This window comes from Micromonospora yongxingensis, assembly GCF_052601155.1.
In genome coordinates, this window is the sequence record NZ_JBQXEO010000003.1 from 124,143 (window position 1) to 148,558 (window position 24,416).

Sequence of the window (24,416 nt, forward strand, 5' to 3'; positions counted from 1 at the left end):
GAACGGGCACGGCGTCGCCCGCGTACCCGGCTCGCCCCGCACTGACGGACATTCCCGGATTTCCGGGCGTCAACCGGCAACGGGTTTGCGCTGCGCCGACTCGATCCACCAGGCTGGTCGCCATGCCCGCCGCCTCGACCACCCTCCGCATGTTCGCCGTGTCGGTCATCGCGTCGCTCACGGTCACCGGCTGTCAGACATTCGAGGACGCCGGACGAGCGATGGGGCGTTCCGACCTGGTCAACGACCTCGCCGCCCGGCTGGACCGCGCGCTGGAGTCGACCTACTCGGCCGACTACCAGCTCCCGGGCGGGGAGCGCGCGGCGATCGTGCAGGCGCAGGATCCGGCCCGCTCCGCGTACACGTATCCCGGTGGGCGACTCACCGTCACCCCGGAGGCGATCACGCGGTGCACAGCGGCCGACGGCCGCACGGCGTGCACCATCGTCGCGCCACCGACCCCGGCCAGCAAGCCCACCGTGGCGCTCTTCGACGAGGCCAACCGGCAGGGCCTGGTCACGCCGCCGGTGGTGGTCGGCCTGCTGACCGCCGCCGCGCTCGACCCGCAGGCGGTCATCCGGCAGAGCGACACCACCGTCGCCGGGCACCACGCCACCTGCGTGGAGGTCGAGCGGTCGGACGGCGACTTCACCGCCTGCGTCACCACCGAGGGCGTGCTGGGCAGCTTCACCGGGCCGGTCGACGGCAAGCCGATGGAGCTGGCGCTGAGCCGCTACTCCGAGACCGTGGCGAAGGACGCGTTCGACCCGCCCGCCGGCGCCGGCGTGGTGGACCGCCGGCCGGGCGGCTCGTGACCGGCCCGACCGTCGGGTCCACACCACGCGTCGGGTTCCAGCCGGGGGCAGACCTCGGCGGCCCGCCCGCACCCACCGACCTCGCCCTGCCGGTGCTCGGCGCGAAGCTGGTGACCACCACCGACGGGGCCGTGCCACGGGTGGCCGACCTGCCCGCCGACACCCGATGGGTGCCACTGGGCACCCTCGACGGGGTGCCCGCCTGGGCGACCGAACTGGCCACGGCCGACGAGTTCCCCGGCCGGGCGCGCGGTTGGGCCTCGCTCGCCGCCGAGGTGCCCGAACCGCTCGCCACGCTGGCCGGCCGCGCCCTGGCGGTGGTCACCTGGCGACGTACCCACCGGTGGTGCGGTGCCTGCCGGGCCGAGCTGACCGACCAGGCCGGCGAAACGGCCCGGCGCTGCCCCGACTGCGGCCTGTACGTGCCGATGCAGCTCTCCGCCGCGGTGCTGGTGGCGATCACCCGGCCAGGCCCGGAAGGCGGCGCCGACGAGCTGCTGCTGGTCCGGCACGCCACCGGGCCGACCGGGCTGTGGGCACTGGTCGCCGGCTTCGTCGAGGCCGGCGAGACCCTGGAGGCGGCCGTGCACCGGGAGGTCGCCGAGGAGGTCGGGCTGACCGTCGACCGGTTGGCCTACTTCGGCAGCCAGCCGTGGGCGATCTCCGGCCCGGGCGTACTGCTCGCCGGCTTCACCGCCCGTGCCGGCGACCCCCGGGCCGAGCCGGTGGTGGACGGGCGGGAGCTGACCCGGGCCAACTGGTTCGGCCTGGACGCGCTGCCGGCGGAGCTGCCGCCCGCGTACTCCATCTCACGCTGGCTGATCGACGCGACGGTGACCGCCGGACGCCGCCCGCCCGGGGCGGGCTAGAGCCCGAGCAGGGTGCGCAGGTGGCGCGGGGGCGGGCAGTCGTGGGCGAGCATCGCGTCGTGCCAGTCGCGCACCGACACCCCGTCCGGACGGGCGGCGGCGATCTCGGCAACCTCGCTGTACCCCACGAAGTAGGTGGAGAGCTGGGTGGACGTGAGCAGCGACCGGCGCCACTTGCCGGCGGCCTCGCCCTCCTCCTGGAAGCCGCGCCCCGTCATCAACGCCATCGCCTCGGCCTCGGGCAACTCCTCGGCGTGCACCAACTGGTCGAGCAGCGCGTTGATGGTCATCCGTAGCTGCATCTTGAGCTGCTGCAACCGCACCGGCAGGCCACCGAAGCCGAGCCCGGCCATCAGTTCCTCGGCGTACACGGCCCAGCCCTCGATGAACGGGCCCGACTCGGCCAGCGCCCGGACCCGGGTGCCGCCGACGTAGCGGCGGGCGTGGGCGAGCTGGAGGAAGTGCCCGGGCATGGCCTCGTGCACGGTCAGGTTGCGGATCATGTGGTCGTTGTACTCGCGGTAGAACGACTCGACCCGCTGGGCCGGCCACTCCGCCGGGGTGGGTGCGATGCAGTAGAAGGTCGGCAGGGTGGCGGTCTCCAGCGGACCGGGCGCGTCGCAGTACGCCACCGCGACCCCTCGGGCGAACTCGGGCATCTCCTGGATCACGCACCGGTCATCGACGAGCGTGACCAGGTCGTGCGCGCGGACGAAGTCGGTCGCCTCGTCCAGGGTCACCCCGGCCAGCTCGACGATCGTCGCGTCGTCCGGGTGCTCGGCGGCGAGCACGTCCAGCGCCCGCCGTACCGCCGCGTCGTCGGCCCGGCCGCCGACCAGCTCGACGGACGCCTCGCGGATCTCGGCGGTGACCCGGTCCAGGTTGGCCCAGGCACGACGCTGGATCTCGGCCGCGCCCAGCTCGGTGTCCAGGGTGTGCCAGAGTCGGGCCTCCCAGCGGCGGCGACCGAGCCGGGGATCACGGCCCGGGCCGGCGTCGGCGGCCAGGCCGACGCGCAGCCAGGCGACGAACTCCTCCAGCGCGGCGATGGCTCCGGTGGCCGCCGGCTCCACCCGGTCGAGGCTGCCGGGTGCCTGCGCGAGCAGCGCCGGCAGCTCGTCGCGGATCAGTGCGGCCGTGCCGGTGAACTGCCCGACCGCCGTCTCGGCGTGGATCCGCGGCATGTCCCGCAGCGTCGCGCGGGCGGTGGCCAGGGCGTCCGGTACGGCGGCGAGCCGGCCCGCCAGCTGGGTCAGTCGCACCTCGACCGGGGCGTACGGGCGGGCCAGCAGCGGATGCAGCAGCGGGCCGGGGTTGTGGCGCAGCGGGTCCCACTCGTGCGAGCGGATCTCGGTCAGCTCGAACAGCTCCCGATCCACGAAGGAGGTGAGCAGCGCGTGGTCGACCTGCTCCTCGATGTCGAGCGAATCGGGGTCCAGTTCGGACAGAGCGTTGGCCGCGTCGGAGAGCATCGCCCGGTCGGCGGCGAGAGCGTCCGCGGACAGGTCGGGCAGACGGTCGTCGTACCGATGGTCCCCGGCCGCGGTGGCGACCCCCGGCCGGCTCTCCAGTAACGCCTCGACAACCCGTTCCGCGAGAACCCCAAACGCTTCCACCCCCCGACCCTACCGACCGCCCCCTGCCCAGCCGCCACTTCCGTCGATCATGAACTTGTTGCCGTCCGCCTCGGCGCGTCGTGGCAACAACTTCATGATCAGCGGGGGTCAGTGGGTGGGGTGGGTGGTGGGGTGCGTTCGGCGGTGCGGACGGCTTCGGCGTAGGCCAGGGTGGTGCGGCGGAGGGCTGCCTCTGGATCCAGGTCGGCGTGGCGGGCTGCGGCGACCGTGGCCAGGAGGCTGGCGCCGAGTCGTGCCTCCTCGTCCACCTGGGAGTCGGCCAGTGGGGGTGGGACGGCCAGGCCGACCCGTGCCGCCCGGTCCAGGATCTTCGCGGCCAGGGCGAGGGCGGGCTGGCTCAGGGCCACACCGTCCAGCACCGACTCACGTGCCTTCTCGGCCTTCTTGATCCGCTCCCAGTTGGCGGTGATCTCCTCCAGCGTGCCCGTCTCCGCACCGGCGAAGACGTGCGGATTGCGGCGGATCATCTTGTCGACCAGGCCACCGGCCACGTCGTCGACGTTCCAGCGCTCGTCCTCGGGCAACTCCTCGGCGAGACGGGCGTGCAGCACCACCTGGAGCAGCACGTCACCCAACTCCTCGCGCAGCGCGTCCGTGTCACCGGCGCTGATCGCGTCGTAGGCCTCGTAGCTCTCCTCCAGCAGAAAACCGGCGAGGCTGCGGTGCGTCTGTGCCCGCTTCCACGGGTCGCCGCCCGGGGACGCCAGCCGGTCCATGACGGCCACCGCGTCCAGCAGCCGGGCACCCGGCGGGTCCCACGAGCCGTACATCAGCTCCAGCTCGGCCAGCCCCGGCTCCCGGGCCAGCCGCAGACCCAGCTCCCGCGCCAACGCCTCGTCGCCGGCCGGACCGGCCAGCCACACCGCAGCCCCGTGCGCCGCCACCGTGTCCAGCAGCGGCTGTGTCGCCGGGCCATCCACGACGGTGACCTCGGCGCCCGCCTGGCGCACGGCCGTGACCAGCTCGCTCTCCGCGCCGGTCAGCACCGGGTGCGCGCGTACGACATCCCAGGCAGCCGAGGTCATCAGGCCGGCCGGCAGCCGGGGTGAGGTGACCAGCAGGACGATCCGTGCCGACATGCTCAGCTGGCCGTGCCCTCGGTCTCCGGGGCGGCACTCGACGCCGCCGGCTCCGGGCTGGAGATGTCGGTGACCGGACCATCCTCGTTGATGTACGGAAGCGAGTAGAAGACCAGCGACTGGCCGGTGCTCACCACCGACGGCACCCCGACCGCCCGGTAACGCGGGTTGATCGAGACGTCGACCTTCGTCGCCTCCTCCTCCAGCGCGGTGCTGAGGGCGGTGGCGGCGCGGACGAAGCCGGCGTCGCCGAACGCTCGGCGGACGTCGGCCACCGGCATCCCGCCCTGGATCGCGCCGGTCTTCGTGAGGGCCTGGTAGACGGCCATCACCGAGTCGTCGCTCAACTCGGCGGGCGGAAGCTGCTGGTTGAGCACCTGGAGCAGGTCGATCCACTCGCCCCAGAGCTTGGTGTACTCGGTGCTGGCCGGCACCCGCAGGTTCTGCTCCAACTGCTGCGGGGTCACCTCGTCGGGCACCTGGAGGTTCTTCGCCGCCGCAACCCTCTTGCCCAGCTCCAGGCTGACCAGCAGGTTCACCACGTCCTGCCGGGTGACGGCGGACCGCAGCTGCTCCGGCGACGGCGTCGCACCGGCCTGACCGGCCTCCTGCCGGACGGCGTCGCCGTACTTCGCCTGCACGTCGGCGTAGATCTCGTCGACCCGCTGCACCGAGTAGGTGGCGTCACCGACGTACGCGGCGACGTCCGGTGCGGACTTCCCGCAGGCGGCGAGGGAGAGGACACCCAGGGCCGCGACGCTGGCGGCGGCGATCAGACGGCGAGCACGCATGCCCGTCACTCTCTCATGCTCTCTCCCGTGCTGTGACGGCCCCCACCTCACCCGGCCGCCACCGCCAGTGGGGCGGGGGCGCCCAGCACATCGGAGAGCAGTTGGGCGCACCACTCGAGCAGCGCCTGGTCGCGCAGCGGCTCGCCACCGACCCGACGGGTGGTCGGCCGGGGCACGCTGACCTGGTCGGTGGCCTGCTTGTAGACCGCGTCCGGGTGGTAGCGCTTCAGCCGCATCTGCTTCGAGTCGGGCAGCGGCAGCGGCCCGAACCGTACGTGCTTGCCCTGCATCGACACGTCGGAGAGGCCGTACCGACGGGCCAGCAGACGGAACCGGGCGACCGCCACCAGGTTCTGCACCGGGGCCGGTGGCTCGCCGTACCGGTCGGTCATCTCGGCGACCACCTCGCGCAGCCGCTCCTCGTCACGCGCCTCGGCGAGCTTGCGGTACATCTCCAACCGCAGCCGCTCCACGCTCACGTAGTCGTGCGGCAGGTGCGCGTCGACCGGCAGGTCGATCTTGACATCGGCCTCCTCCTCCGGACGCTCGCCCTTGAACGCGGAGACCGCCTCGCCGACCATCCGCACGTACAGGTCGAAGCCGACACCCTCGATGTGCCCGGACTGCTCGCCGCCGAGCAGGTTGCCGGCGCCCCGGATCTCCAGGTCCTTCATCGCCACGTACATGCCGGCGCCCAGCTCGGTGTGCTGGGCGATGGTGGCCAGCCGCTCGTGGGCGTGCTCGGTGAGCGGCTTCTCCGGCGGGTAGAGGAAGTAGGCGTACGCCCGCTCCCGGCCCCGGCCGACCCGGCCACGGATCTGGTGCAGCTGGGCCAGACCCAGCAGGTCGGCCCGCTCCACGATCAGGGTGTTGGCGTTCGGGATGTCGATGCCGGACTCCACGATCGTGGTGCAGACCAGGACGTCGAACTCCTTCTCCCAGAAGCCGACCATGACCTTCTCCAGGGCGTCCTCGCCCATCTGGCCGTGCGCCACCGCGACCCGGGCCTCGGGCACCAGCTCCCGCAGCCGCCGCGCCGCCCGGTCGATCGACTCGACCCGGTTGTGCAGGTAGAAGACCTGCCCGTCACGCAGGAGCTCCCGGTGGATCGACGCGGCGACCTGCCGGTCGTCCTGCGCCCCGACGAACGTGAGGACCGGGTGCCGCTCCTCCGGCGGCGTGGCGATCGTGGACATCTCCCGGATGCCGGTGATCGCCATCTCCAGGGTGCGCGGGATCGGGGTGGCGGACATGCTCAGCACGTCGACCGAGGCGCGCAGCGTCTTCAGGTGCTCCTTGTGCTCGACACCGAAGCGCTGCTCCTCGTCGACGATCACCAGACCCAGCTGCTTGAACCGGGTGGCGGTCTGCAGCAGCCGGTGGGTGCCGATGACGATGTCGACGGTGCCGTCGGCGACCATCTCCAGCGTCCGCTCAGTCTCCTTCGGAGTCTGGAACCGGGACAGCTGCCGGATCTCCACCGGGAACTGGCTCATCCGCTCGGCGAACGTGTTGTAGTGCTGCTGCACCAGCAGCGTGGTCGGCACCAGCACCGCCACCTGCTTGCCGTCCTGCACGGCCTTGAACGCCGCCCGGACCGCGATCTCGGTCTTGCCGTAGCCGACGTCGCCGCAGATCAGCCGGTCCATCGGGACGGTCTGCTCCATGTCCCGCTTGACCTCGTCGATCGCGGCGAGCTGGTCCGGCGTCTCCTGCCAGGGGAACGCGTCCTCCAGCTCCCGCTGCCACGGCGTGTCCGGGCCGAACGAGTGCCCCTTCGACGCCTTCCGGGCGGCGTAGAGCTGGATCAGCTGCGCGGCGATCTCCCGGACCGCCTTGCGGGCGCGGGCCTTGGACTTCTGCCAGTCCGAGCCGCCCATCTTGTGCAGTGTCGGCTGCTCGCCGCCCACGTAGCGGGAGAGCTGGTCGAGCTGGTCGGTCGGGACGAACAGCCGGTCGCCGGGCTGGCCCCGCTTGCTGGCCGCGTACTCGATGACCAGGTATTCCCGGCTGGCGCCGTTGACGGTGCGCTGCACCAGCTCCACGTACCGGCCGATGCCGTGCTGCTCGTGCACCACGAAGTCGCCGGCCTTGAGCTCCAGCGGGTCGATGGTGTTGCGCCGCCGGCTCGGCATCTTGCGCATGTCGCGGGTGGAGGTGCCCCGGCCGCCGGTCACGTCGTTCCCGGTCAGCAGCACGAAGCGGGACGCCTCGTCGACGAACCCGCTGCCCAGCGCGCCGCAGGTGACCACCAGCTCGCCAGGAACGGGCGCGGTCGGCACCTCCTCGGCGAGCCGGGCACCCAGCCCGGCGTCGCGCAGCACCTCGACCGCACGCTGGGCCGGGCCGTGCCCCTCGAAGACCAGCGCGATCGACCAGCCCTCGCCGGCCCAACGCTTGAGGTCGTCGACCACCCGTGCGGTCTCACCGTGGTAGAGCGGGGCCGGCTGGGCGGCCAGGGTCACCGCGATGGCGTCGTCCGGGGTGACAGCGGCCTGCTCGGGGGCGTCCTCCCAGGGCTGCCGCGGCTCGGCGGTGTCCGCCTCCGTCAGGCCGAACGGGGACAGCGTCCACCACGGCTGGCCCAGCTTGCCGGCGGCGGCGCGCACCTCGCCGAGCGTGCGGAAGGCGGCGGCCCCGACGTCCACCGGTGCCTGGCCGCCGACCGCCGCGGCGGCCCAGCTGGCCTGGAGGAACTCCTCCGAGGTACGCACCAGGTCGTGGGCCCGGGTGCGGATCCGCTCCGGGTCGCACAGCAGCACGTGGGTGCCGGTCGGCATGGTGTCGAGCACCAGCTCCAGGGAGTCGGGGCCGACGAGCACCGGCGCCAGCGACTCCATCCCCTCCACCGGGATGCCCTCGGCCAGCTTGTCCAGGATCTCGGCCAGCTCGGGGTGCTCCTGCGCCAGCGCGGCGGCCCGGGCCCTGACCTCGGGGGTCAGCAGCAGCTCCCGGCAGGGCGGTGCCCACAGCAGCGGGACCTGCTCGATGGTGCGCTGGTCGGCGACGGCGAAGGTGCGGATCTCCTCCACCTCGTCACCCCAGAACTCGACCCGCGACGGATGTTCGTCGGTGGGCGGGAAGACGTCGAGGATGCCGCCGCGCACCGCGAACTCGCCACGCTTGGTGACCAGGTCGACCCGGGCGTACGCCATGTCGATCAGCCGGCGGGCGACCTCCTCCAGGTCGGCCTCCTCGCCGGCGGCGAGCTGCACCGGCTCCAGGTCACCGAGCCCCTTGAGCTGCGGTTGGAGCAGCGAGCGGACCGGCGCCACGAGCACCCGCAGCGGCCCGGTGCGGCCGTGCGCGTCGGCCGACTCCGGGTGCGCCAACCGGCGCAGCACGGCCAGCCGGCGGCCGACCGTGTCCGAGCGCGGGGAGAGCCGCTCGTGCGGCAGGGTCTCCCAGGACGGGAAGACCGCCACCTGCTCGGCCGGCAGCAGCCCGCCCAGCGCGGCGGCCAGGTCGTCGGCCTCGCGGGTGGTGGCGGTCACGGCCAGCACCGGCCGGCCGGCGCCGCCAGCGACGCCGTCGGGGTCGGCGGCGACGGCGGCCACCGCGAACGGGCGCAGCGCCGGTGGGGCGGTGATGTCGAGGCCGTCGACCTGCGCGGCACCGGAGCGCGCCAGGTCACGCGCCCGGGTCAGCCCGGGGTCGGCCAGGGCGGCGGAGAACAGACCGGTGAGCATGTGATCACTTCCAGGGGAGTCGACGCACACGACGGCTGCCCCTCGTCCGGTCGGACGGGGGGTGCACGACGACCAGCCTATCCCCGTCGGCCGACACCCATCCCCTTCCGCCCAGGTCCGCCGCGCCGTACGCCCGCACCACCGAGATCCACACAACGTCGGGGATGTAGTGCCTCCGGCGCGCGGGAGGCCACTACAACCCTGAAGTTGCGCGAGCCGCGCGAGATTGATCTTGACCGGTCGCCGATCGGTGTGGTCGGGTTTCCGCATGAGCGAGCAGTGCAGGGCGCAGTTCGACGCCGAGGTGAGCTTCGCCAACGGTGGTGGGCTGCGGACCGAGGGGTTCCGGCTGGACATCCCGGGTCGGGAGATCACCGACGAGGACTTGGCCGCGCTGTTCGTCCGGCATCTCGGGCTGTTGATGGTCGCGGAGGTCCGGATCAGCGCGAAGACGATCATCGAGGAGCCGCACAAGGGCGGCCGGGGCGTCGCCGCCGGTGAACCCGGCACCGGCCGGCGGCTGGTCGAGCTGAGCCACGTGATCCGCGACGGGATGACCACCCTGCCCGGCTGGCCCGGCCCGCGGATCGGTGACTGGCTGACCTTCGCGGCGTCCCGGGCGAACTACGCGCCGGGCACCGAGTTCCGGGTGGCCCGGATCGACATGATCGCCAACACCGGCACGTACCTGGACACCCCGGCGCACCGCTGGGCCGACGGCGAGGACCTGACCAGGGTGCCCCTGGACCGGCTCGCCGACCTGCCGGGCGTGGTGGTCCGGGTGCCGGCCGGCACCCGGGCGGTGGACCGGCTGATGCTGGCGCCGTACGAGGTGGCCGGGCGGGCCGTGCTGCTGCACACCGGCTGGGCTGCGCACTTCGGCACCGAGCGGTACGGCGCGCCGGAGGCGCCGCACCTCACCGGGGACGCCGCCCAGGCACTGGCCGACGCCGGCGCGGTCCTGGTCGGCATCGACTCGATCAACATCGACGACATGAGCCCCATGGCTGGCGGAGAACGCCCCGCGCACAGCACGCTGCTCGCCGCCGGCATCCCGATCGTCGAGCACCTGACCGGCCTGGACGCGCTGCCGCCGAGCGGCTTCCGGTTCACCGCCGTCCCGCCCCGGGTCGCCGGCATGGGCACCTTCCCGGTCCGCGCCTTCGCCGCCGTCAGGGACTGAAGCGCGGTCGAGGGCCGACGGGACAGGTCAGTAGCGCACCGAGATGCGGCGCTCGACCGCGTCCACCAGGACCTCCCCGCCGTACGGGACGATCAGTTGCGGGTCGGTGTGCCCGAGGTCGACGTCGAAGACCACGACCGCGTCCGGGGCGTACTCGGCGCAGGCCCGGGTCACCGCGGCCCGCTGCGCCTCCGCGTACGCCCGGCGTTCGTCGAGGGTGTGCGGCCGGTCGAAGTCCCACGCCTTGGCCCGGCCGACCAGCACCGCCGGGAAGCCGGCGAGCAGGCCGCGCTCCCCCATGCTGCGCAGGATCCGGTAGACCTCGGTGGCCGGGGGCAGCTCCTCGGAGGTCTCGACCAGCAGCACCGAGCCGGCCAGCGACGCCGTCGGGGCGACCCGGTCGGCGGCGAGCAGCCAGTTGAGGACCTCCAGGTTGCCGCCCCAGGTGCGTCCGCGCACCACCCGCGCCGGCCCCTGCCAGTGCCAGCCCTCCCCCGGCAGCATCACCGGCTCCTCGGCGAGCGTGGCCGGGTCGCGCCAGTCGCGCGGCTCGTCGCCCCATTCGGTGGCCGGGGTGAGGTCGTACCAGTCGGTGGTGAAGAGCGCCGCGCGCAGTGAGTCGAAGGTCAGCGGGTGCGGCACGCCCGGCCGGCCGAGGTGCACCAGCACCGACCCGCCGTGGTACGCCACGATCCCCAGCCGGTGCAGGTGGTTGAGCACGTTGGTGTTGTCGGAGTAGCCGAAGTAGGGCTTGGGGTTGGCCCGCAGCACGTCGTCGTCGAGGTGCGGGGTGACGGTGAGCAGGTCGTCCCCGCCGACGGTGGCGAGCACCGCCGTGATGGCCGGGTCGGCGAAGGCGGCGGTCAGGTCGCGGGCCCGGTCGCGCGGGTCGGCCCCCATCACGCGGGTGGTCGGGTACTCCACCGGCTCCAGGTCGAACTCCTCGCGCAGCCGGCGCAGCCCCAGCTCGTACACGTGCGGGAAGAGGCCCGGCAGGCCGGCTGAGGGTGAGACGACGGCGACCCGGTCGCCCGGCTTCGGCTTGGTGGGATATCGCGGAGCGTCCATGATCGAACGGTAGCGGTCCGGGCCAGCGGATTTCCGCCCCGAGAAACGCTACAAACAGGGCAAACGTCACCCTAGGCTGACCTGGTGGACGAGGCGCCGGAGGTCCGGGTACGCGACTGGCTGCCCCGTACCGTCGGCCTGCTGCTCGGCACCCTGGCGCTGGCCACCGCGTTCATCGCCGCCTATGTCGGCGCGTTGCACCAGCCCAACCCCCGGGACGTGCCGGTCGGCGTGGCGATGGGCGACCAGCCCGCGCGCAGCGTCCTGACCGCCGTGCGCGACCGCACCAACAAGATCAAAGCCGTCGGGTACGACGACCCGGGTGCCGCCAACGATGGCCTGACCAGCCGCGAGGTGTACGCGGTGCTCACCTCCACGCCCGACGGCGGGCTGGTGCTCACCACCGCCAGCGCCGGCGCGCCGGCCGCCACCGAGCTGGTCGTCCAGGTGCTCACCAGCGCCGCCCAGCAGGCCCGGCTGCCGCTGCGCGTGACCGACGAGGTGCCGGTGGCCGGCAGCGACCCGCGCGGCCTGGTGCCGTTCTACCTGGCCATCGGGTACGTCCTCGGCGGCTACCTGGCCTCGACCGCGCTCGGCATCTCCCTCGGCACCGCACCGCGCACCCTGCGCCGCGCCGGCCTGCGGATCGGCGCGCTCGCGGTGCACAGCGTGGCGCTCGGCATCATCGGCGCGGTGATCGTCGGCCCGGTGCTGGACGTCTGGGACCACGACCTGCCGGCCGTCGCCGGCGCCGGCATGCTGGCCGCCTTCGCCGCCGCGATGGTCGCCGCCGCGATCCAGGGCTGGCTGGGCGTGCTCGGCACGGGGCTGGTCATCCTGCTGCTGGTGGTGCTCGGCAACCCCGGCTCCGGCGGCATCTACGCCCCCGAGTTCCTGCCCACCTGGCTGCGCGGGATGCACCGGTGGAACGTGCCCGGGTTGGCCACGGATCTGATCAAGTCGGCGGTGTACTTCGACCGGCGCTCGATCGGCTGGCCGGCCACCGGGCTGGCGATCTGGACGGTCCTCGGGCTCGTCGCGCTGATCGCCGCCACCCTGGTCCGGGGCCGTCGGGCGGCACCCACGCGGGCCGTTGAGTGATCTCCGAGGTGTTCCGCGTCACGGCGCGCCATCCGGGGAGCCCCTCCTGCCATCCGGCTCCGCGCGGATACCATCCAGGGAGTCGGACAGCGCTGTCCTTCGTACTCACGTAAGGAGCGCATCGTGACCGACCAGCACGACCACGACGGCCCGGACGCCGCGCTGCGCGCCGACATCCGCCGGCTCGGCACCCTGCTCGGCCAGACGCTGGCCCGCCAGGAGGGCCGGCCGCTGCTCGACCTCGTCGAGGAGATCCGCGCCCAGGTCCGCACCGACGCCCCGGCGGCCGCGCAGCGGCTCGGCGGGCTCGACGTGACCACCGGCACCAAGCTGGCCCGCGCCTTCTCCACCTACTTCCACCTGGCCAACATCACCGAGCAGGTGCACCGTGCCCGGGACCTGCGCCGCCGCCGCGCCGTGCAGGGCGGCTGGCTGGACCAGGCGGCCAAGATGATCGCCGAGCGCGGGGTGCCGGCCGAGGAGATCGCCGCCGCCGCCCGCCGGCTGGCGGTCCGGCCGGTCTTCACCGCGCACCCGACCGAGGCGGCCCGCCGCTCGATCCTGTCCAAGCTGCGGGCCATCGCCGACGAACTGGACACCGAAACCGCCAACGCGATCCTCTACGGCGCCAGCGACGAGGGCCCGGCGAACCGCCGGCTGGCCGAGCTGCTGGACCTCATGTGGCAGACCGACGAGCTGCGGCTGGACCGGCCGGACCCGACCGACGAGGCCCGCAACGCCATCTACTACCTGCGCGACCTGTACGCCGAGGCCGCCCCACAGGTGCTCGACGACCTCGCCGACACGCTGCGCACGCTGGGCGTGGAGACCTCGCCGACGGCCCGTCCGCTGAGCTTCGGCACCTGGATCGGCGGCGACCGGGACGGCAACCCGTTCGTCACCCCGGCGGTGACCCGCGACGTGCTGGCCATCCAGCACGAGCACGGCATCGCGGCCACCGAGAAGGCGATGGACCACCTGATCAACGAGGTCTCCGTCTCCCGTCGGCTGCGGGGCGTGTCACTGGATCTCTCCGCCAGCCTCGCCGCCGACCTGGACGCGCTGCCCGAGGTGGCACCCCGGTTCCGCCGCGTCAACGCCGAGGAGCCGTACCGGCTCAAGGCGCGCTGCGTGAAGGCGAAGCTGGCCAACACCCGGCAGCGGTTGCGGCAGGGCACGGCGCACGTGCCGGGCCGGGACTACCGGGGCTCCGCCGAGCTGATCGCCGATCTGGAGCTGCTGCGCGCCTCGCTGGCCCGCAACTCCGGGCAGCTCACCGCCGTCGGCCGGCTGGCCTCCACCATCCGGACCGTCTCCGCGTTCGGTCTGCACCTGGCGACCATGGACGTCCGGGAGCACGCCGAGGCGCACCACGCGGTGCTCGCCCAGCTCTACGGGGCCGTCGGCGAGATCACCGACTACCCCGCGCTGACCCGGCTGGAGCGCACCAAGCTGCTCGCCGACGAGCTGACCGGACGTCGACCGTTGTCCACGGTGGACACGCCGCTCTCCGAGTCGGCCCGCAAGACGTTCGACGTGTTCGGCACCATCCGGGAGGCGCAGGACCGGTTCGGCGGCGAGGTGATCGAGTCGTACATCATCTCGATGACCCTGGGCGTCGACGACGTGCTGGCCGCGGTCGTGCTGGCCCGCGAGGCCGGCCTGGTGGACGTGCACAGCGGACGCGCCCGGATCGGCTTCGTGCCGCTGCTGGAGACCCCGGCCGAGCTGAACGCCGGCGGCGAACTCCTCGACGAGTTGCTGTCGCTGCCCGCGTACCGGGCGCTGGTGACGGCCCGGGGCGACGTGCAGGAGGTCATGCTCGGCTACTCGGACTCCAACAAGGAGGCCGGGATCACCACCAGCCAGTGGTCGATCCACCGGGCGCAGCGCGCGCTGCGCGACGTGGCCGCCCGCCACGGTGTGCACCTGCGGCTGTTCCACGGCCGGGGCGGCACGGTCGGGCGCGGCGGCGGGCCGACGCACGAGGCGATCCTGGCGCAGCCGTACGGCACGATGGACGGCGCGATCAAGGTGACCGAGCAGGGTGAGGTGATCTCCGACAAGTACACCCTGCCGTCGCTGGCCCGGGAGAACCTGGAGCTCACCCTCGCCGCCGTCCTCCAGGCGACGCTGCTGCACACCGCTCCCCGGCAGCCTGCCGAGATGCTCGAACGGTGGGACGCCACGATGGACGTGGTCTCCTCCTCCGCGTACCGGTCGTACCGGTCGCTGGTCGAGGACCCGGACCTGCCGGCGTACTTCTGGGCGTCCACCCCCACCGAGCTGCTCGGCGCGCTGAACATCGGCTCCCGGCCGGCGAAGCGCCCGAACACCGGCGCGGGGCTGTCCGGCCTGCGGGCCATCCCGTGGGTGTTCGGCTGGACGCAGACCCGACAGATCGTGCCGGGCTGGTTCGGTGTCGGCTCCGGGCTGGCCGCCGCCCGGGAGGCCGGGCTGGCCGACGTACTGGCCGAGATGAACCGCAACTGGCACTTCTTCCGCACGTTCCTGTCGAACGTCGAGATGATGCTGACCAAGACCGACCTGAGCATCGCCCGCCGGTACGTCGAGACGCTGGTGCCGAAGAAGCTGCACCCGATCTTCGAGCAGATCGAGCAGGAGTACGAGCTGACCAAGCGGGAGGTGCTGGCGGTGACCGCCTCGCCCGCGCTGCTGGAGAACTCGCCGGTGCTCCAGCGCACCCTGGCCGTGCGGGACACGTACCTGGAGCCGCTGCACCACCTCCAGGTGGCGCTGCTACGGCAGTACCGCGAGTCCGGTGCCGCCGGACGGGCGGTGGCCACCGCCCCCGGCGGCCGGCGCGCCCCGAGCGACGGCACGGCCCTGGAGCGGGCGCTGCTCACCACGGTCAACGGCATCGCCGCCGGGATGCGCAACACCGGCTGAACGACGACGGAAAAGGCCCCGGTCACGCTGACCGGGGCCTTTTCCGTGTCACTCACCGACGGTCAGAAGTCCCCACCGCCGAAGTCACCCCCACCGAAGTCCCCACCGCCGAAGTCACCCCCACCGAAGTCGCCACCCGCGTAGTCGCCCCCGCCGACGTCACCGCCCTGGTCACCACCGTCGAAGCCCTGGTCACCGCCGTCCCCACCCTGGTCGACGCCGTCGCCGAAGCCCTCCTGGTAGCCCTCGTCGTAGCCGTACCCCGGGTCGGCGAAGGCGGGCGAGAACAGGGCGTCGGCGATCAGGATGCCGCCGAGTACGCCGGCGCCGGTGCCCAGCGCCGTCTTCCACCACGGCGTCGAGTACCAGCCGGCCGGCACGGGCCGGCCCTGATACCGCCCACCCGGGTAGTAGTAGGGCGTTTCCCGGCCGGGCTGAGGGCCGGCCCGGAAGGTCTGCCCCTGCACGTCGACCTCGCGCTCCCTGGTGAGCTGCCCGACGCCGCGCGCGGCGGCCAACTGCGGCAGTTCGGGGCCGGGATCGATGCCCAGCGCCGTCCGTGCCGCCCGGATGTACGCCAGCCCCTCCAACGCGGTCTCCCGGGCCAGCGCGAACTGGTTCGGGGTGCGCGCCTGCTCCAGCTGCGAGCCCGCCGCGTTGTACCGCTCACCGGCGTCGGAGAGCGCCTGGCGGACCGCCGGCTCGTCGCCGTGCAGGTTCATCAACTGGCCGCCGAGGCGCTCGTACCAGCGCTGCGCCTCCGCGCGGGCGTCGCCCAGCTCGGTGCGTCGACGGGCGGTGGTCTGCGCGCGGATGAGCGCCGCGGCGCCCAGTGCGCCGACCAGCACGATGGCGAGGCACAGCACAAGTTCCATGTCTTCGAACGTACCCCCGGGTGTCCCGTCGTATCCGTCTGGCAAGCTCCGGTGATGGACGTCTCGACGCTGCTCCTGGTGATCGTGTGCCTCGGCGCCGGCGGGGCGGTGGGCTGGTACGCGGCCCGGTCCCGATCGGCCGCCGACATCGCCCGGCTGGACGCCACGCTGACCGCGACGCGGGAGGGCGAGGGCCGGCTGGAGCAGTCCATGCGGGCGTTGAGCTACGAGGCGACCGCCCAGTCCCAGGAGGCGGTGGCCCGCGCGGTGGCGCCGCTGCACGACACCCTGCGCCGCTACGAGCAGCGGGTGGCCGAGCTGGAGCACGACCGGATCGACGCGTACGCCGAGCTGCGGGAGCAGGTCCGCTCGATGAGCGCCGTCTCCGGCGAGCTGCGCACCGAGACGAAGCAGCTGGTGGCGGCCCTGCGCGCGCCGCAGGTGCGGGGCCGTTGGGGCGAGCACCAGTTGCGCCGGATCGTCGAGGCTGCCGGCATGCTGGAGCACTGCGACTTCTCCGAGCAGGTCACCGCCGACGCCGACGGGCAGGTGGTCCGCCCGGATCTGGTGGTCCGGCTGCACGGCGGCCGGTCGGTCGTCGTGGACGCCAAGGCGCCGTTCGACGCGTACCTCACCGCGATGGAGGCCCGCGACGAGCGCGGCCGGGACACCCACCTCGACGCGCACGCCCGGCACCTGCGCGGGCACGTCGACGCGCTGGCCGCGAAGTCCTACTGGTCCGCGTTCGACAGCTCACCGGAGTTCGTGGTGCTGTTCGTCCCCGCCGACCCGTTCCTCGACGTGGCGCTCCAGCGTGACCCGACGCTGCTGGAGCACGCCTTCGCCCGCAACGTGGTGCTCGCCACGCCGGCCACCCTGGTCGCCCTCCTACGGACGGTGGCCTACTCCTGGCGGCAGGAGGCGCTGGCCCGCAACGCCCTGGCCGTGCACACGCTGGCGAGGGAGCTGTACAGCCGGCTCTCCACCCTCGGTGACCACGTGGGCAAGCTCGGGTCGTCGCTGGCCGGGGCGGTGACCGCGTACAACCGGGCGGTCGGCTCGCTGGAGGCCCGGGTGCTGGTCAGCGCCCGCAAGCTCGCCGAGCTGGGCGTCTCGGACGAGGAGCTGGCCAGCCCGGCCCAGGTCGAGCTGACTCCCCGCCAGCCGCAGGCACCCGAGTTGCTGGACGACGCCGTCCCCGCCGACCGCGACCGCTGACCGGCCGGCGGGGGCCGCGGGCCGGGGTCAGCTGCGGCGCGCCCCCTCCACGACGAACGGCGTGCCCTGCTGGCAGGTGGTCATCATGCCCGGCTCGACCCGGCCGGTGACGGTCACCCGCGCGCCGGCGGTGAACACCTCGCGGGGGCCGCCGATCAGCAGGTAGCCGTCCAGCAGCACGCAGTTCGGTTCCACCCCGCTGGTGATCGTGCCGGTCAGTTCGGTGGCCCCGACCGGCGGCGGGATGCTGGGTCCACCTGACGGTGGCTTGGGCGTCGCGGTGGGCACCGGTGTCGCCGTGCCGGGGGTCGACGGGACGGACGCGGACGGGGTGGGCTGCCCGGTGACCGGTGACGGCCCACTCGGGGTGGGGGTGGCGGGGCCGTCCGTGCCGCCGCAGGCACTCAGCGCCGCGCAGGCGATCAGGGCGGGGACGACGAGCCGAAAGGTCCTCATGCCCGGTTCGACGTGGCGGGGCGGCGGAGCGTTCCCGTGGCGGCCCGACCCGGGCTGATCAACCGCGTGCCGCCGCGGCCTTCATGTCCCGCTTCAGCTCCTGCGGCAGCGAGAAGGTGAGCCGCTCGTTGGCGGTGGTGATCTCCTCGACGTCGCCGAAACCGCGCGCGGCCAGGTGGTCCAGCACCTCGCGCACCAGGTCCTCCGGGACGCTCGCGCCGGAGGACACGCCGACCGTGCGCGCGTCGGCCAGCCAGGCGTCGTCGATCTCGTGGGCGAAGTCGACCAGGTGACCGGCGCGGGCGCCGGCGTCCAGGGCCACCTCGACCAGGCGCACCGAGTTGGAGGAGTTCGTCGAGCCGACGACGATCACCACGTCGCACTCCGGGGCGATCTCCTTCACCACGTGCTGGCGGTTGGAGGTGGCGTAGCAGATGTCGTCGCTCGGCGGGGACTGGAGCAGCGGCAGCCGCTGCTTGAGCCGGGCGACCGTCTCCAGCGTCTCGTCCACCGACAGCGTGGTCTGGGAGAGCCAGACCACCTTCTCCGGATCACGAACGGTGATCTTGTCGACGCCGTCGGGGCCGTCCACGAGTTGGATGTGCGCGGGAGCCTCACCGGCGGTGCCGACGACCTCCTCGTGCCCCTCGTGACCGATCAGCAGGATGTCGTAGTCCTCGGCGGCGAAACGCTTCGCCTCCTGGTGCACCTTGGTGACCAGCGGGCAGGTCGCGTCGATCGCCTTCAGCGACCGCTGCTTCGCCTGCTCGTAGACCTCGGGGGCCACGCCGTGGGCCGAGAAGATGACGGTGGCGCCCTCCGGCACCTCCTCGTTCTCCTCCACGAAGATCGCACCCTGGGCCTCCAGGGTCTGCACGACGTGCTTGTTGTGCACGATCTGCTTGCGCACGTAGATCGGGGCGCCGTAGAGCTTCAGCGCCTCCTCGACGGTCTGCACCGCCCGGTCGACGCCCGCGCAGTAGCCGCGGGGCTTGGCCAGGAGCACGCGCTTACCGGTCTGGGGAGTCGCCTGAGCCTCGGTCACCCGCCCATCGTACGTGTCCGGTTCCCCAGCGGCAGCGCCTGCGACCCGCACCACAGCGCCCGCCCACCACCCGCCCGCCCCTCGGTGATCAAGAGCTTTGCGTCGGAAACGCGCCTGGGACCGACGCAAACCTCTTGATCACCGCGAGGGTCCGTAGGGTGGGCGGGTGAGCACGGGTGATGGGGCGCGCAGCAGCGCGGAGGAGCCTTGGCCGGTCCGGGTCGTGAGCCAGAAGGTGGGCGCCTGGATCGCGAAGCTCGGCTGGGTGTGGGTGGACGGGCAGGTCGCGCAGATCAGCCGGCGGCCCGGCGCCAGCACCGTCTTCCTCACCCTGCGTGACCCGTCGGCCGACCTGAGCCTGACCGTCACCACCAACCGGGACGTGCTGGACCTCGGCGCGCCGGAGTTGCGCGAGGGCGCCCGGGTGGTGCTGCACGCCAAGCCGGAGTTCTACGCCGCCCGGGGCACCCTGAGCCTGCGGGCCGACGAGATCCGCCAGGTGGGGCTCGGTGAGCTGCTGGCCCGGTTGGAGAAGCTCAAGAAGCTGCTCGCCGCCGAGGGGCTGTTCGACCGTGCCCGCAAGCGCCGGCTGCCGTTCCTGCCCGGCCGGATCGGGCTGATCACCGGCCGGGCGTCGGCGGCCGAGCGCGACGTGCTGACGAACGCCCGACGGCGCTGGCCGGCCGTGGAGTTCCGCACGGTCAACGTGGCCGTCCAGGGCCCGTCGGCGGTGCCGCAGATCATCGACGCGCTCAAGGTGCTGGACGCCGATCCGACCATCGACGTGATCATCATTGCCCGCGGCGGCGGCGGCATCGAGGACCTGCTGCCCTTCTCCGACGAGGCGCTCTGCCGCGCGGTGTTCGGCTGCCGTACCCCGGTGGTCAGCGCGATCGGCCACGAGACGGACGCACCGTTGGTCGACTACGTCGCCGACGTGCGCGCGTCCACCCCGACCGACGCGGCCAAGCGGGTGGTCCCCGACCTCACCGAGGAGGTACGCCTCATCGGCCAGGCCCGGCATCGGCTCCAGCGGGCGGTGCGCAACCTGGTCGACCGGGAGTCGCACCGCCTCGACGGGCTGCGTTCCCGGCCGGTGCTCGCCCGCCCCCAGGTGATGGTCGAGCAGCGGGCGACCGACCTGACCGCGCTCCGCCAGCGTGCCGGACGGTGCCTGGACCACCGGCTCGGCGCGGCCGACGACGAGCTGCGGCACACCCTGGCCCGGCTGCGCGCCCTCTCCCCCGCCGCCACGCTCGACCGGGGGTACGCGATCGTGCAGCGCGCCGACGGCCACGTGGTCCGCGCTGCGGCCGAGGTCGGCAAGGGCGACCCGCTGCGGGTCCGGCTGGCCGACGGCGAGCTCGCCGCCACGGTGGACGGCTGAGTGGCGGGCCGCGGCGGCCGACGGGTGGTGTGCTGAGATGGACGCGATGACTGACGACACGAAGGCCGGGCCGGACGAGCGGCTCAGCTACGAGCAGGCCCGCGCCGAGTTGGCCTCGGTGGTCGAACGGCTGGAGGCCGGTGGCACGTCCCTGGAGGAGTCGCTGGCGCTCTGGGAGCGCGGCGAGGCGCTGGCGGTGATCTGCCAGCGCTGGCTGGACGGCGCCCGGGCGCGGATCGAGGCGGCCCGGCAGGAGCCCGCCTCCTGACCGCCGGTGGGGCGACCGGAGTCGCCCCACCCGCGTACGACCGTCAGCCGAACAGGCTGTACAGCTCGGCCGGCGCCTCGACGACCTGGTCCGCCGGCGGCTTCTGCGCGGCGGTGGCCGCACCGTAGTCGGAGTACGTCATCCGGATCTCCTGCGCGGCGGTCTGCCCGGCGGCCGGCAGTTGCAGCACCAGCTCGCTGAGCCGACCCTGCGGGTCCACCTTCGCCGTGAACGGGACCGTCTTCGCCTGCGTGCCGAGCGCGGCGATCGTGGCGGCGTTCAGCGAGCCGGCCTCGGCAGCCTTGGTGACGTCGATGGTGCCGGCGTACGTGCCGGTGCCGGTGCTCCGGACCTCGGTGATGCCCTGGGTCAGTACGGCGCTGCCGGCGGGGTCGACCTTCTCGAAGTCGAAGCCGAGGCTGCGGTTGCCCTTGATCCGGGTCTGGTCCAGGTGCTGGTACTTGCCGAGGTTGAGCTGCTTGATGGCGGGCAGGCTGTTGGCGGTGGGGCCGGTCAGCTCCAGCTTCACCCAGCTGTCCGGCTTGAAGTGGATCACGTCGAGCTTCATGGCCAGGTCGGATGAGGGGCCGCCGATCGCGATCTTCATGGCCGCGCTCTGACTCGGCTGGTGCACCTGGCCCTCCGCCGTGGAGCCGGCTCCGGCGAGGGTGAACCGGAAGTTCCCGTTGCTGATCTCCCTGGTGGAGTCGAGCAGCGCCTGCTTGGCGTCGCCCGCCACCGGCGTGCCGGACGCGCTCGCCGTGGCGGAGGCGCTCGCCGTCGGGGAGGCGGTCGATCCGGCCGTCGGTGTCCCACTGCTGTTGCAGGCGGCCAGGCCGGGCGTGAACAGAGCGGCGGCGACCAGGCCGGCGCTGAGTCGTCGAACAGTCATGTGTGTCTCCCAAGGGGGTCACCCGACGACCTGGACGGCGCCGGAAACCGGGCGACGCAGCAGCACCGTCGGCTGCGCCGCGCGACCCGGGCCGAGCAGGGCGCCCGGGTCACTCCCTCTCTGTTCCCTGTCGACGCGTCGGACAACCGCCCTTCCGTCCTATTCCTGCACCGACCTCAGCTCAGGGCGCCGGCGAGGTGGCGCAGTTCGTTGTCCCGGGCGTCGCCGACGACGATGACCGTGCGGGTCGGCTCCAGCAGGACCAGCGCCTGCTGGTTGCCCCGGGCGGTGTAGCGCTGCCAGGTGCGTCCGGCCAGCTCGGTCGGGCCCTGCGGCTGGGCCTGGCCGGTCAGCTCGGTCGGGAGCAGCCGCTCCGCCGGCACGCTGCTCTGCAACAGTTGGACGCCCCGCCCCTCCGGGGTGAGGTAGCCGATCCGCAGGTGCGCGCCACCCTCGACGGTCTGGTAGCGGGCGTTGACCGTCCGCCAGCCGGAACCCAGCCCCTCCGGCTGGCTCACCGGGAATGTGTTCGCCGCGCGGGCCTGCTCGATCGCCGGTGCCGGATCGACCGTGGCGGCCTCGTCGCCGCCGAGGAAGCCCCGGTAGAACGCCAGCAGCAGCGCGATCGGGACCAACAGCACCAACAGCGAGATCGCCATGTCCTTCGGCGACCGCTCGGATCGCGCTGGCTTCTCCAGGCGCGGCGGAGGTGCCGGCAGCTCGCCGGTCTCCGAGCCGCCGACGGCGGTGACGGGCCGACCCGGCACCGGTTCGTCCACCGGCGGCGCGGCGGACGGATACGACGCGACGAGGGCCGGCTCACCGACCGGCGGCGTCGTCGGGTCGGTCGCGGCGGGTTCCCCACCGGTGCCGGCGGGAAGGTCGGCCGGCGGCTGGCCGCCGGGCGGCGTGCGGTCGGCGGGTACGCGGTCGGCTGGCTGTGCGGGTTCCACCCTGCCATCTTCGCAGCCGCCCGACCGGCGGTATCCGGCCCATCACCGCCCCGCGCCGACGCCGGTTCCGCCATCGTGTGAGGATCAGCGACAAAGCCGGCAGCGGGGAACGCCCTGCCGCCGGTCGTCCCCGCACCGTCGCGAGGAGGAGCAGCCGTCATGACGAACACCAGGACGCGGATCCCGCAGGATCTCGACCGTAACCTTGCCCTCGACCTGGTCCGGGTCACCGAGGCCGCGGCGATGGCCGCCGGCCGCTGGGTCGGCCGGGGCGACAAGGAGGGCGGCGACGGGGCAGCCGTCGACGCCATGCGCAAGCTGATCAACTCGATCCAGATGCGCGGCGTGGTGGTGATCGGCGAGGGCGAGAAGGACAACGCCCCGATGCTCTTCAACGGCGAGCAGGTCGGTGACGGCACCGGCCCGGAGGTGGACGTCGCCGTCGACCCGGTCGACGGCACCACGCTGATGAGCAAGGGAATGCCGAACGCGCTGGCGGTGCTCGCCGTCTCCGAGCGCGGTGCGATGTTCGACCCGAGCGCCGTCTTCTACATGGAGAAGCTCGCTGTCGGGCCGGCGTACGCCGACGTGGTGGACATCAACGCCGGGGTGGCCGACAACCTGCGCCGGATCGCCAAGGTCAAGGGCACCGACGTCTCCGAGGTGACGGTCTGTGTGCTGGACCGCAGCCGCCACGACGACCTGGTCACGCAGATCCGCCGGACCGGCGCGGGCATCCGGTTCATCTCCGACGGGGACATCGCGGGCTCCATCGCTGCGGCCCGGGGCGAGTCGGATGTGGACGTGCTGATGGGCATCGGCGGCACCCCCGAGGGCATCATCTCCGCGTGCGCCCTGAAGTGCATGGGCGGGGCGATGCAGGCCAAGCTCTGGCCGCGCGACGCCGAGGAGCGGGAGAAGGCACTCGCCGCCGGGCACGACCTGGATCGGGTGCTGGGCACCGACGACCTGGTCACCGGGGACAACTGCTTCTTCGTGGCGACCGGGGTCACCTCCGGCGACCTGCTGCGCGGGGTCCGCTACCGGGCCGGCGGCGCGTACACGCAGTCGATCGTGATGCGGTCGAAGAGCGGCACGATCCGGGTGATCGACTCGTACCACCGGCTGGAGAAGCTGGCGCTCTACTCGGCGGTCGACTTCGACGGCCGGCCACTGGCCGAACAGGAGTGACCGTCACCGGCACTGCGACCCCGCAGTCCCTCTCGGCCGCCCGCCGGATCACCGGTGTCGCGCTGGCGTCGGTCTCCGGGGTCGCGGTGGCGGTGCAGTCCCGAATCAACGGCGAGCTGGGGGTACGCCTGGCCGACGGTTTCGCCGCAGCGGTGATCTCGTTCGGCGTCGGCCTGGTGGTGCTGCTGGTGCTGGTTCCCGCCATCCCCGGTGGGCGGCGCGGTCTGGCCGCGCTGCGGCCCGCCCTCAGGTCGGGCGCCCTGCGGCCGTGGCAGTGCCTGGGCGGGATGTTCGGTGCGTTCCTCGTGGCCACCCAGGGGCTCACCATCGGCTCGTTGGGCGTTGCGGTCTTCACCGTGGCGGTGGTCGCCGGCCAGACCGGCAGCAGCCTCGCCGTGGACCGGGCCGGCATCGGGCCGACCGGCCGGCAGCCGATCACCCGGCAGCGGCTGGCCGGAGCGGTGCTCACCGTGCTGGCGGTCGGCCTGGCGGTCGCCGACCGGCTCGGTGACCCGGGCACGCTGGCGCTGGCCCTGCTGCCCCTGCTGGCCGGGGTGGGTATCGCCTGGCAGCAGGCGGTCAACGGCCGGGTCCGGGCGGCGGCGGACAGCGCCCTGACCGCCACGCTGGTCAACTTCGCCGTGGGCACGGTCGCCCTGCTCGTCGCGTTCGCGATCGACATCGCGGTCCGCGGGTGGCCGACCGGCAACCTGCCGACCGAGCCGTGGTTCTACCTGGGTGGCCCGATCGGCATCGTGTTCATCGCGATCGCCGCCGCGATCGTCCGCTTCACCGGGGTGCTGCTGCTCGGGCTGGCCACCATCGCCGGCCAGATCGTGGGAGCCGTCCTGTTGGATCTGGTGCTGCCCACCGCGGCCTCGCATCCCAGCGTGAACACCCTGCTCGGTGCCGCGCTGACCATGGTGGCCGTGCTGATCGCCGCGCTCGCGCCACCCGGCCGCCGCTGAGCGGGACCGGCCCGACCGGGT

20 protein-coding genes are annotated in these 24,416 nt (G+C 73.2%); 10 read left to right on the forward strand and 10 right to left on the reverse strand.

Annotated elements, in window-relative coordinates:
* The first annotated feature begins 122 nt into the window (after positions 1–122).
* Together ACTWLT_RS06115 and nudC are read left to right on the forward strand one after the other, a co-directional pair.
* Positions 123–815: a hypothetical protein gene (locus ACTWLT_RS06115; RefSeq protein ID WP_445317485.1), complete on the forward strand. Its 693-nt coding sequence runs from the start codon at positions 123–125 to the stop codon at positions 813–815.
* On the forward strand, positions 812–1,684 hold the full coding sequence (gene nudC / locus ACTWLT_RS06120) for an NAD(+) diphosphatase (protein WP_445317486.1): 873 nt from the start codon (positions 812–814) through the stop codon (positions 1,682–1,684). The genes ACTWLT_RS06115 and nudC overlap by 4 nt, the downstream gene beginning before the upstream one ends.
* Here the strand turns inward: nudC and ACTWLT_RS06125 are convergent.
* The 4 genes from ACTWLT_RS06125 to mfd all read right to left on the reverse strand — a co-directional run bounded on the left by ACTWLT_RS06125 (position 1,681) and on the right by mfd (position 8,880).
* Complete coding sequence (locus ACTWLT_RS06125; protein ID WP_445317487.1) at positions 1,681–3,300, reverse strand: DUF885 domain-containing protein; 1,620 nt, start codon at positions 3,298–3,300, stop codon at positions 1,681–1,683. The two genes, nudC and ACTWLT_RS06125, sit on opposite strands and share 4 nt — an antisense overlap.
* A 98-nt stretch (positions 3,301–3,398) precedes the next feature.
* A complete protein-coding gene (locus ACTWLT_RS06130) occupies positions 3,399–4,400 on the reverse strand; it encodes a nucleoside triphosphate pyrophosphohydrolase (protein ID WP_445317488.1) in 1,002 nt (333 codons plus the stop codon).
* A 2-nt stretch (positions 4,401–4,402) separates the two neighbouring features.
* Positions 4,403–5,191 carry a hypothetical protein gene (locus ACTWLT_RS06135; protein ID WP_252415769.1) on the reverse strand — a complete coding sequence of 263 codons (789 nt, stop codon included), beginning with the start codon at positions 5,189–5,191 and terminating at the stop codon, positions 4,403–4,405.
* Positions 5,192–5,238: 47 nt separating this feature from the next.
* Positions 5,239–8,880 (reverse strand): transcription-repair coupling factor, encoded by a 3,642-nt coding sequence (gene mfd, locus ACTWLT_RS06140; protein ID WP_252415770.1) that lies wholly within the window; start codon positions 8,878–8,880, stop codon positions 5,239–5,241.
* 268 nt (positions 8,881–9,148) lie between these two features.
* On the opposite strand from mfd, the gene ACTWLT_RS06145 reads away from it, so the two are divergent.
* Positions 9,149–10,063 (forward strand): cyclase family protein, encoded by a 915-nt coding sequence (locus ACTWLT_RS06145; RefSeq protein WP_445317489.1) that lies wholly within the window; start codon positions 9,149–9,151, stop codon positions 10,061–10,063.
* Between the two features lie 27 nt (positions 10,064–10,090).
* Here the strand turns inward: ACTWLT_RS06145 and ACTWLT_RS06150 are convergent, their stop codons facing one another.
* Positions 10,091–11,131, reverse strand: coding sequence for a S66 family peptidase (locus ACTWLT_RS06150; protein WP_445317490.1), 1,041 nt, complete (start codon positions 11,129–11,131; stop codon positions 10,091–10,093).
* 84 nt (positions 11,132–11,215) lie between these two features.
* On the opposite strand from ACTWLT_RS06150, the gene ACTWLT_RS06155 reads away from it, so the two are divergent.
* Both ACTWLT_RS06155 and ppc read left to right on the forward strand, forming a co-directional pair.
* Positions 11,216–12,232 (forward strand): YhgE/Pip domain-containing protein, encoded by a 1,017-nt coding sequence (locus tag ACTWLT_RS06155; protein ID WP_445317491.1) that lies wholly within the window; start codon positions 11,216–11,218, stop codon positions 12,230–12,232.
* Between the two features lie 123 nt (positions 12,233–12,355).
* The gene (gene ppc, locus ACTWLT_RS06160) at positions 12,356–15,142 is read left to right on the forward strand and encodes a phosphoenolpyruvate carboxylase (protein ID WP_252415774.1); all 2,787 of its coding nucleotides are present in this window, start codon (positions 12,356–12,358) and stop codon (positions 15,140–15,142) included.
* A gap of 62 nt (positions 15,143–15,204) precedes the next feature.
* Here ppc and ACTWLT_RS06165 read toward each other — a convergent pair whose 3' ends face one another.
* On the reverse strand, positions 15,205–16,017 hold the full coding sequence (locus tag ACTWLT_RS06165) for a hypothetical protein (protein WP_445317492.1): 813 nt from the start codon (positions 16,015–16,017) through the stop codon (positions 15,205–15,207).
* A gap of 54 nt (positions 16,018–16,071) precedes the next feature.
* Between ACTWLT_RS06165 and ACTWLT_RS06170 the strand changes: the two genes are divergently transcribed.
* Entirely contained in the window at positions 16,072–17,235 is a 1,164-nt protein-coding gene (locus tag ACTWLT_RS06170) for a DNA recombination protein RmuC (RefSeq protein WP_252415776.1), read from the forward strand.
* 27 nt (positions 17,236–17,262) lie between these two features.
* Here ACTWLT_RS06170 and ACTWLT_RS06175 read toward each other — a convergent pair whose 3' ends face one another.
* Together ACTWLT_RS06175 and ACTWLT_RS06180 are read right to left on the reverse strand one after the other, a co-directional pair.
* Positions 17,263–17,691 carry a hypothetical protein gene (locus tag ACTWLT_RS06175; RefSeq protein WP_445317493.1) on the reverse strand — a complete coding sequence of 143 codons (429 nt, stop codon included), beginning with the start codon at positions 17,689–17,691 and terminating at the stop codon, positions 17,263–17,265.
* 58 nt (positions 17,692–17,749) lie between these two features.
* Complete coding sequence (locus ACTWLT_RS06180) at positions 17,750–18,736, reverse strand: 4-hydroxy-3-methylbut-2-enyl diphosphate reductase (protein WP_445317494.1); 987 nt, start codon at positions 18,734–18,736, stop codon at positions 17,750–17,752.
* Positions 18,737–18,902: 166 nt separating this feature from the next.
* On the opposite strand from ACTWLT_RS06180, the gene xseA reads away from it, so the two are divergent.
* Together xseA and ACTWLT_RS06190 are read left to right on the forward strand one after the other, a co-directional pair.
* Positions 18,903–20,123, forward strand: coding sequence for an exodeoxyribonuclease VII large subunit (gene xseA, locus ACTWLT_RS06185; RefSeq protein WP_252415779.1), 1,221 nt, complete (start codon positions 18,903–18,905; stop codon positions 20,121–20,123).
* A gap of 46 nt (positions 20,124–20,169) precedes the next feature.
* Positions 20,170–20,391 (forward strand): exodeoxyribonuclease VII small subunit, encoded by a 222-nt coding sequence (locus ACTWLT_RS06190; RefSeq protein WP_053655421.1) that lies wholly within the window; start codon positions 20,170–20,172, stop codon positions 20,389–20,391.
* Positions 20,392–20,434: 43 nt separating this feature from the next.
* On the opposite strand, the gene ACTWLT_RS06195 is transcribed toward ACTWLT_RS06190, so the two are convergent.
* Together ACTWLT_RS06195 and ACTWLT_RS06200 are read right to left on the reverse strand one after the other, a co-directional pair.
* Positions 20,435–21,283, reverse strand: coding sequence for a hypothetical protein (locus ACTWLT_RS06195; RefSeq protein WP_252415780.1), 849 nt, complete (start codon positions 21,281–21,283; stop codon positions 20,435–20,437).
* 176 nt (positions 21,284–21,459) lie between these two features.
* Positions 21,460–22,236, reverse strand: a complete 777-nt coding sequence (locus ACTWLT_RS06200; RefSeq protein ID WP_445317495.1) for a DUF4245 domain-containing protein — start codon at positions 22,234–22,236, stop codon at positions 21,460–21,462.
* Positions 22,237–22,395: 159 nt separating this feature from the next.
* On the opposite strand from ACTWLT_RS06200, the gene glpX reads away from it, so the two are divergent.
* Positions 22,396–23,427, forward strand: coding sequence for a class II fructose-bisphosphatase (gene glpX / locus ACTWLT_RS06205; protein ID WP_252415782.1), 1,032 nt, complete (start codon positions 22,396–22,398; stop codon positions 23,425–23,427).
* Complete coding sequence (locus ACTWLT_RS06210) at positions 23,424–24,395, forward strand: DMT family transporter (RefSeq protein ID WP_445317496.1); 972 nt, start codon at positions 23,424–23,426, stop codon at positions 24,393–24,395. The genes glpX and ACTWLT_RS06210 overlap by 4 nt, the downstream gene beginning before the upstream one ends.
* Positions 24,396–24,416 lie beyond the last annotated feature (21 nt).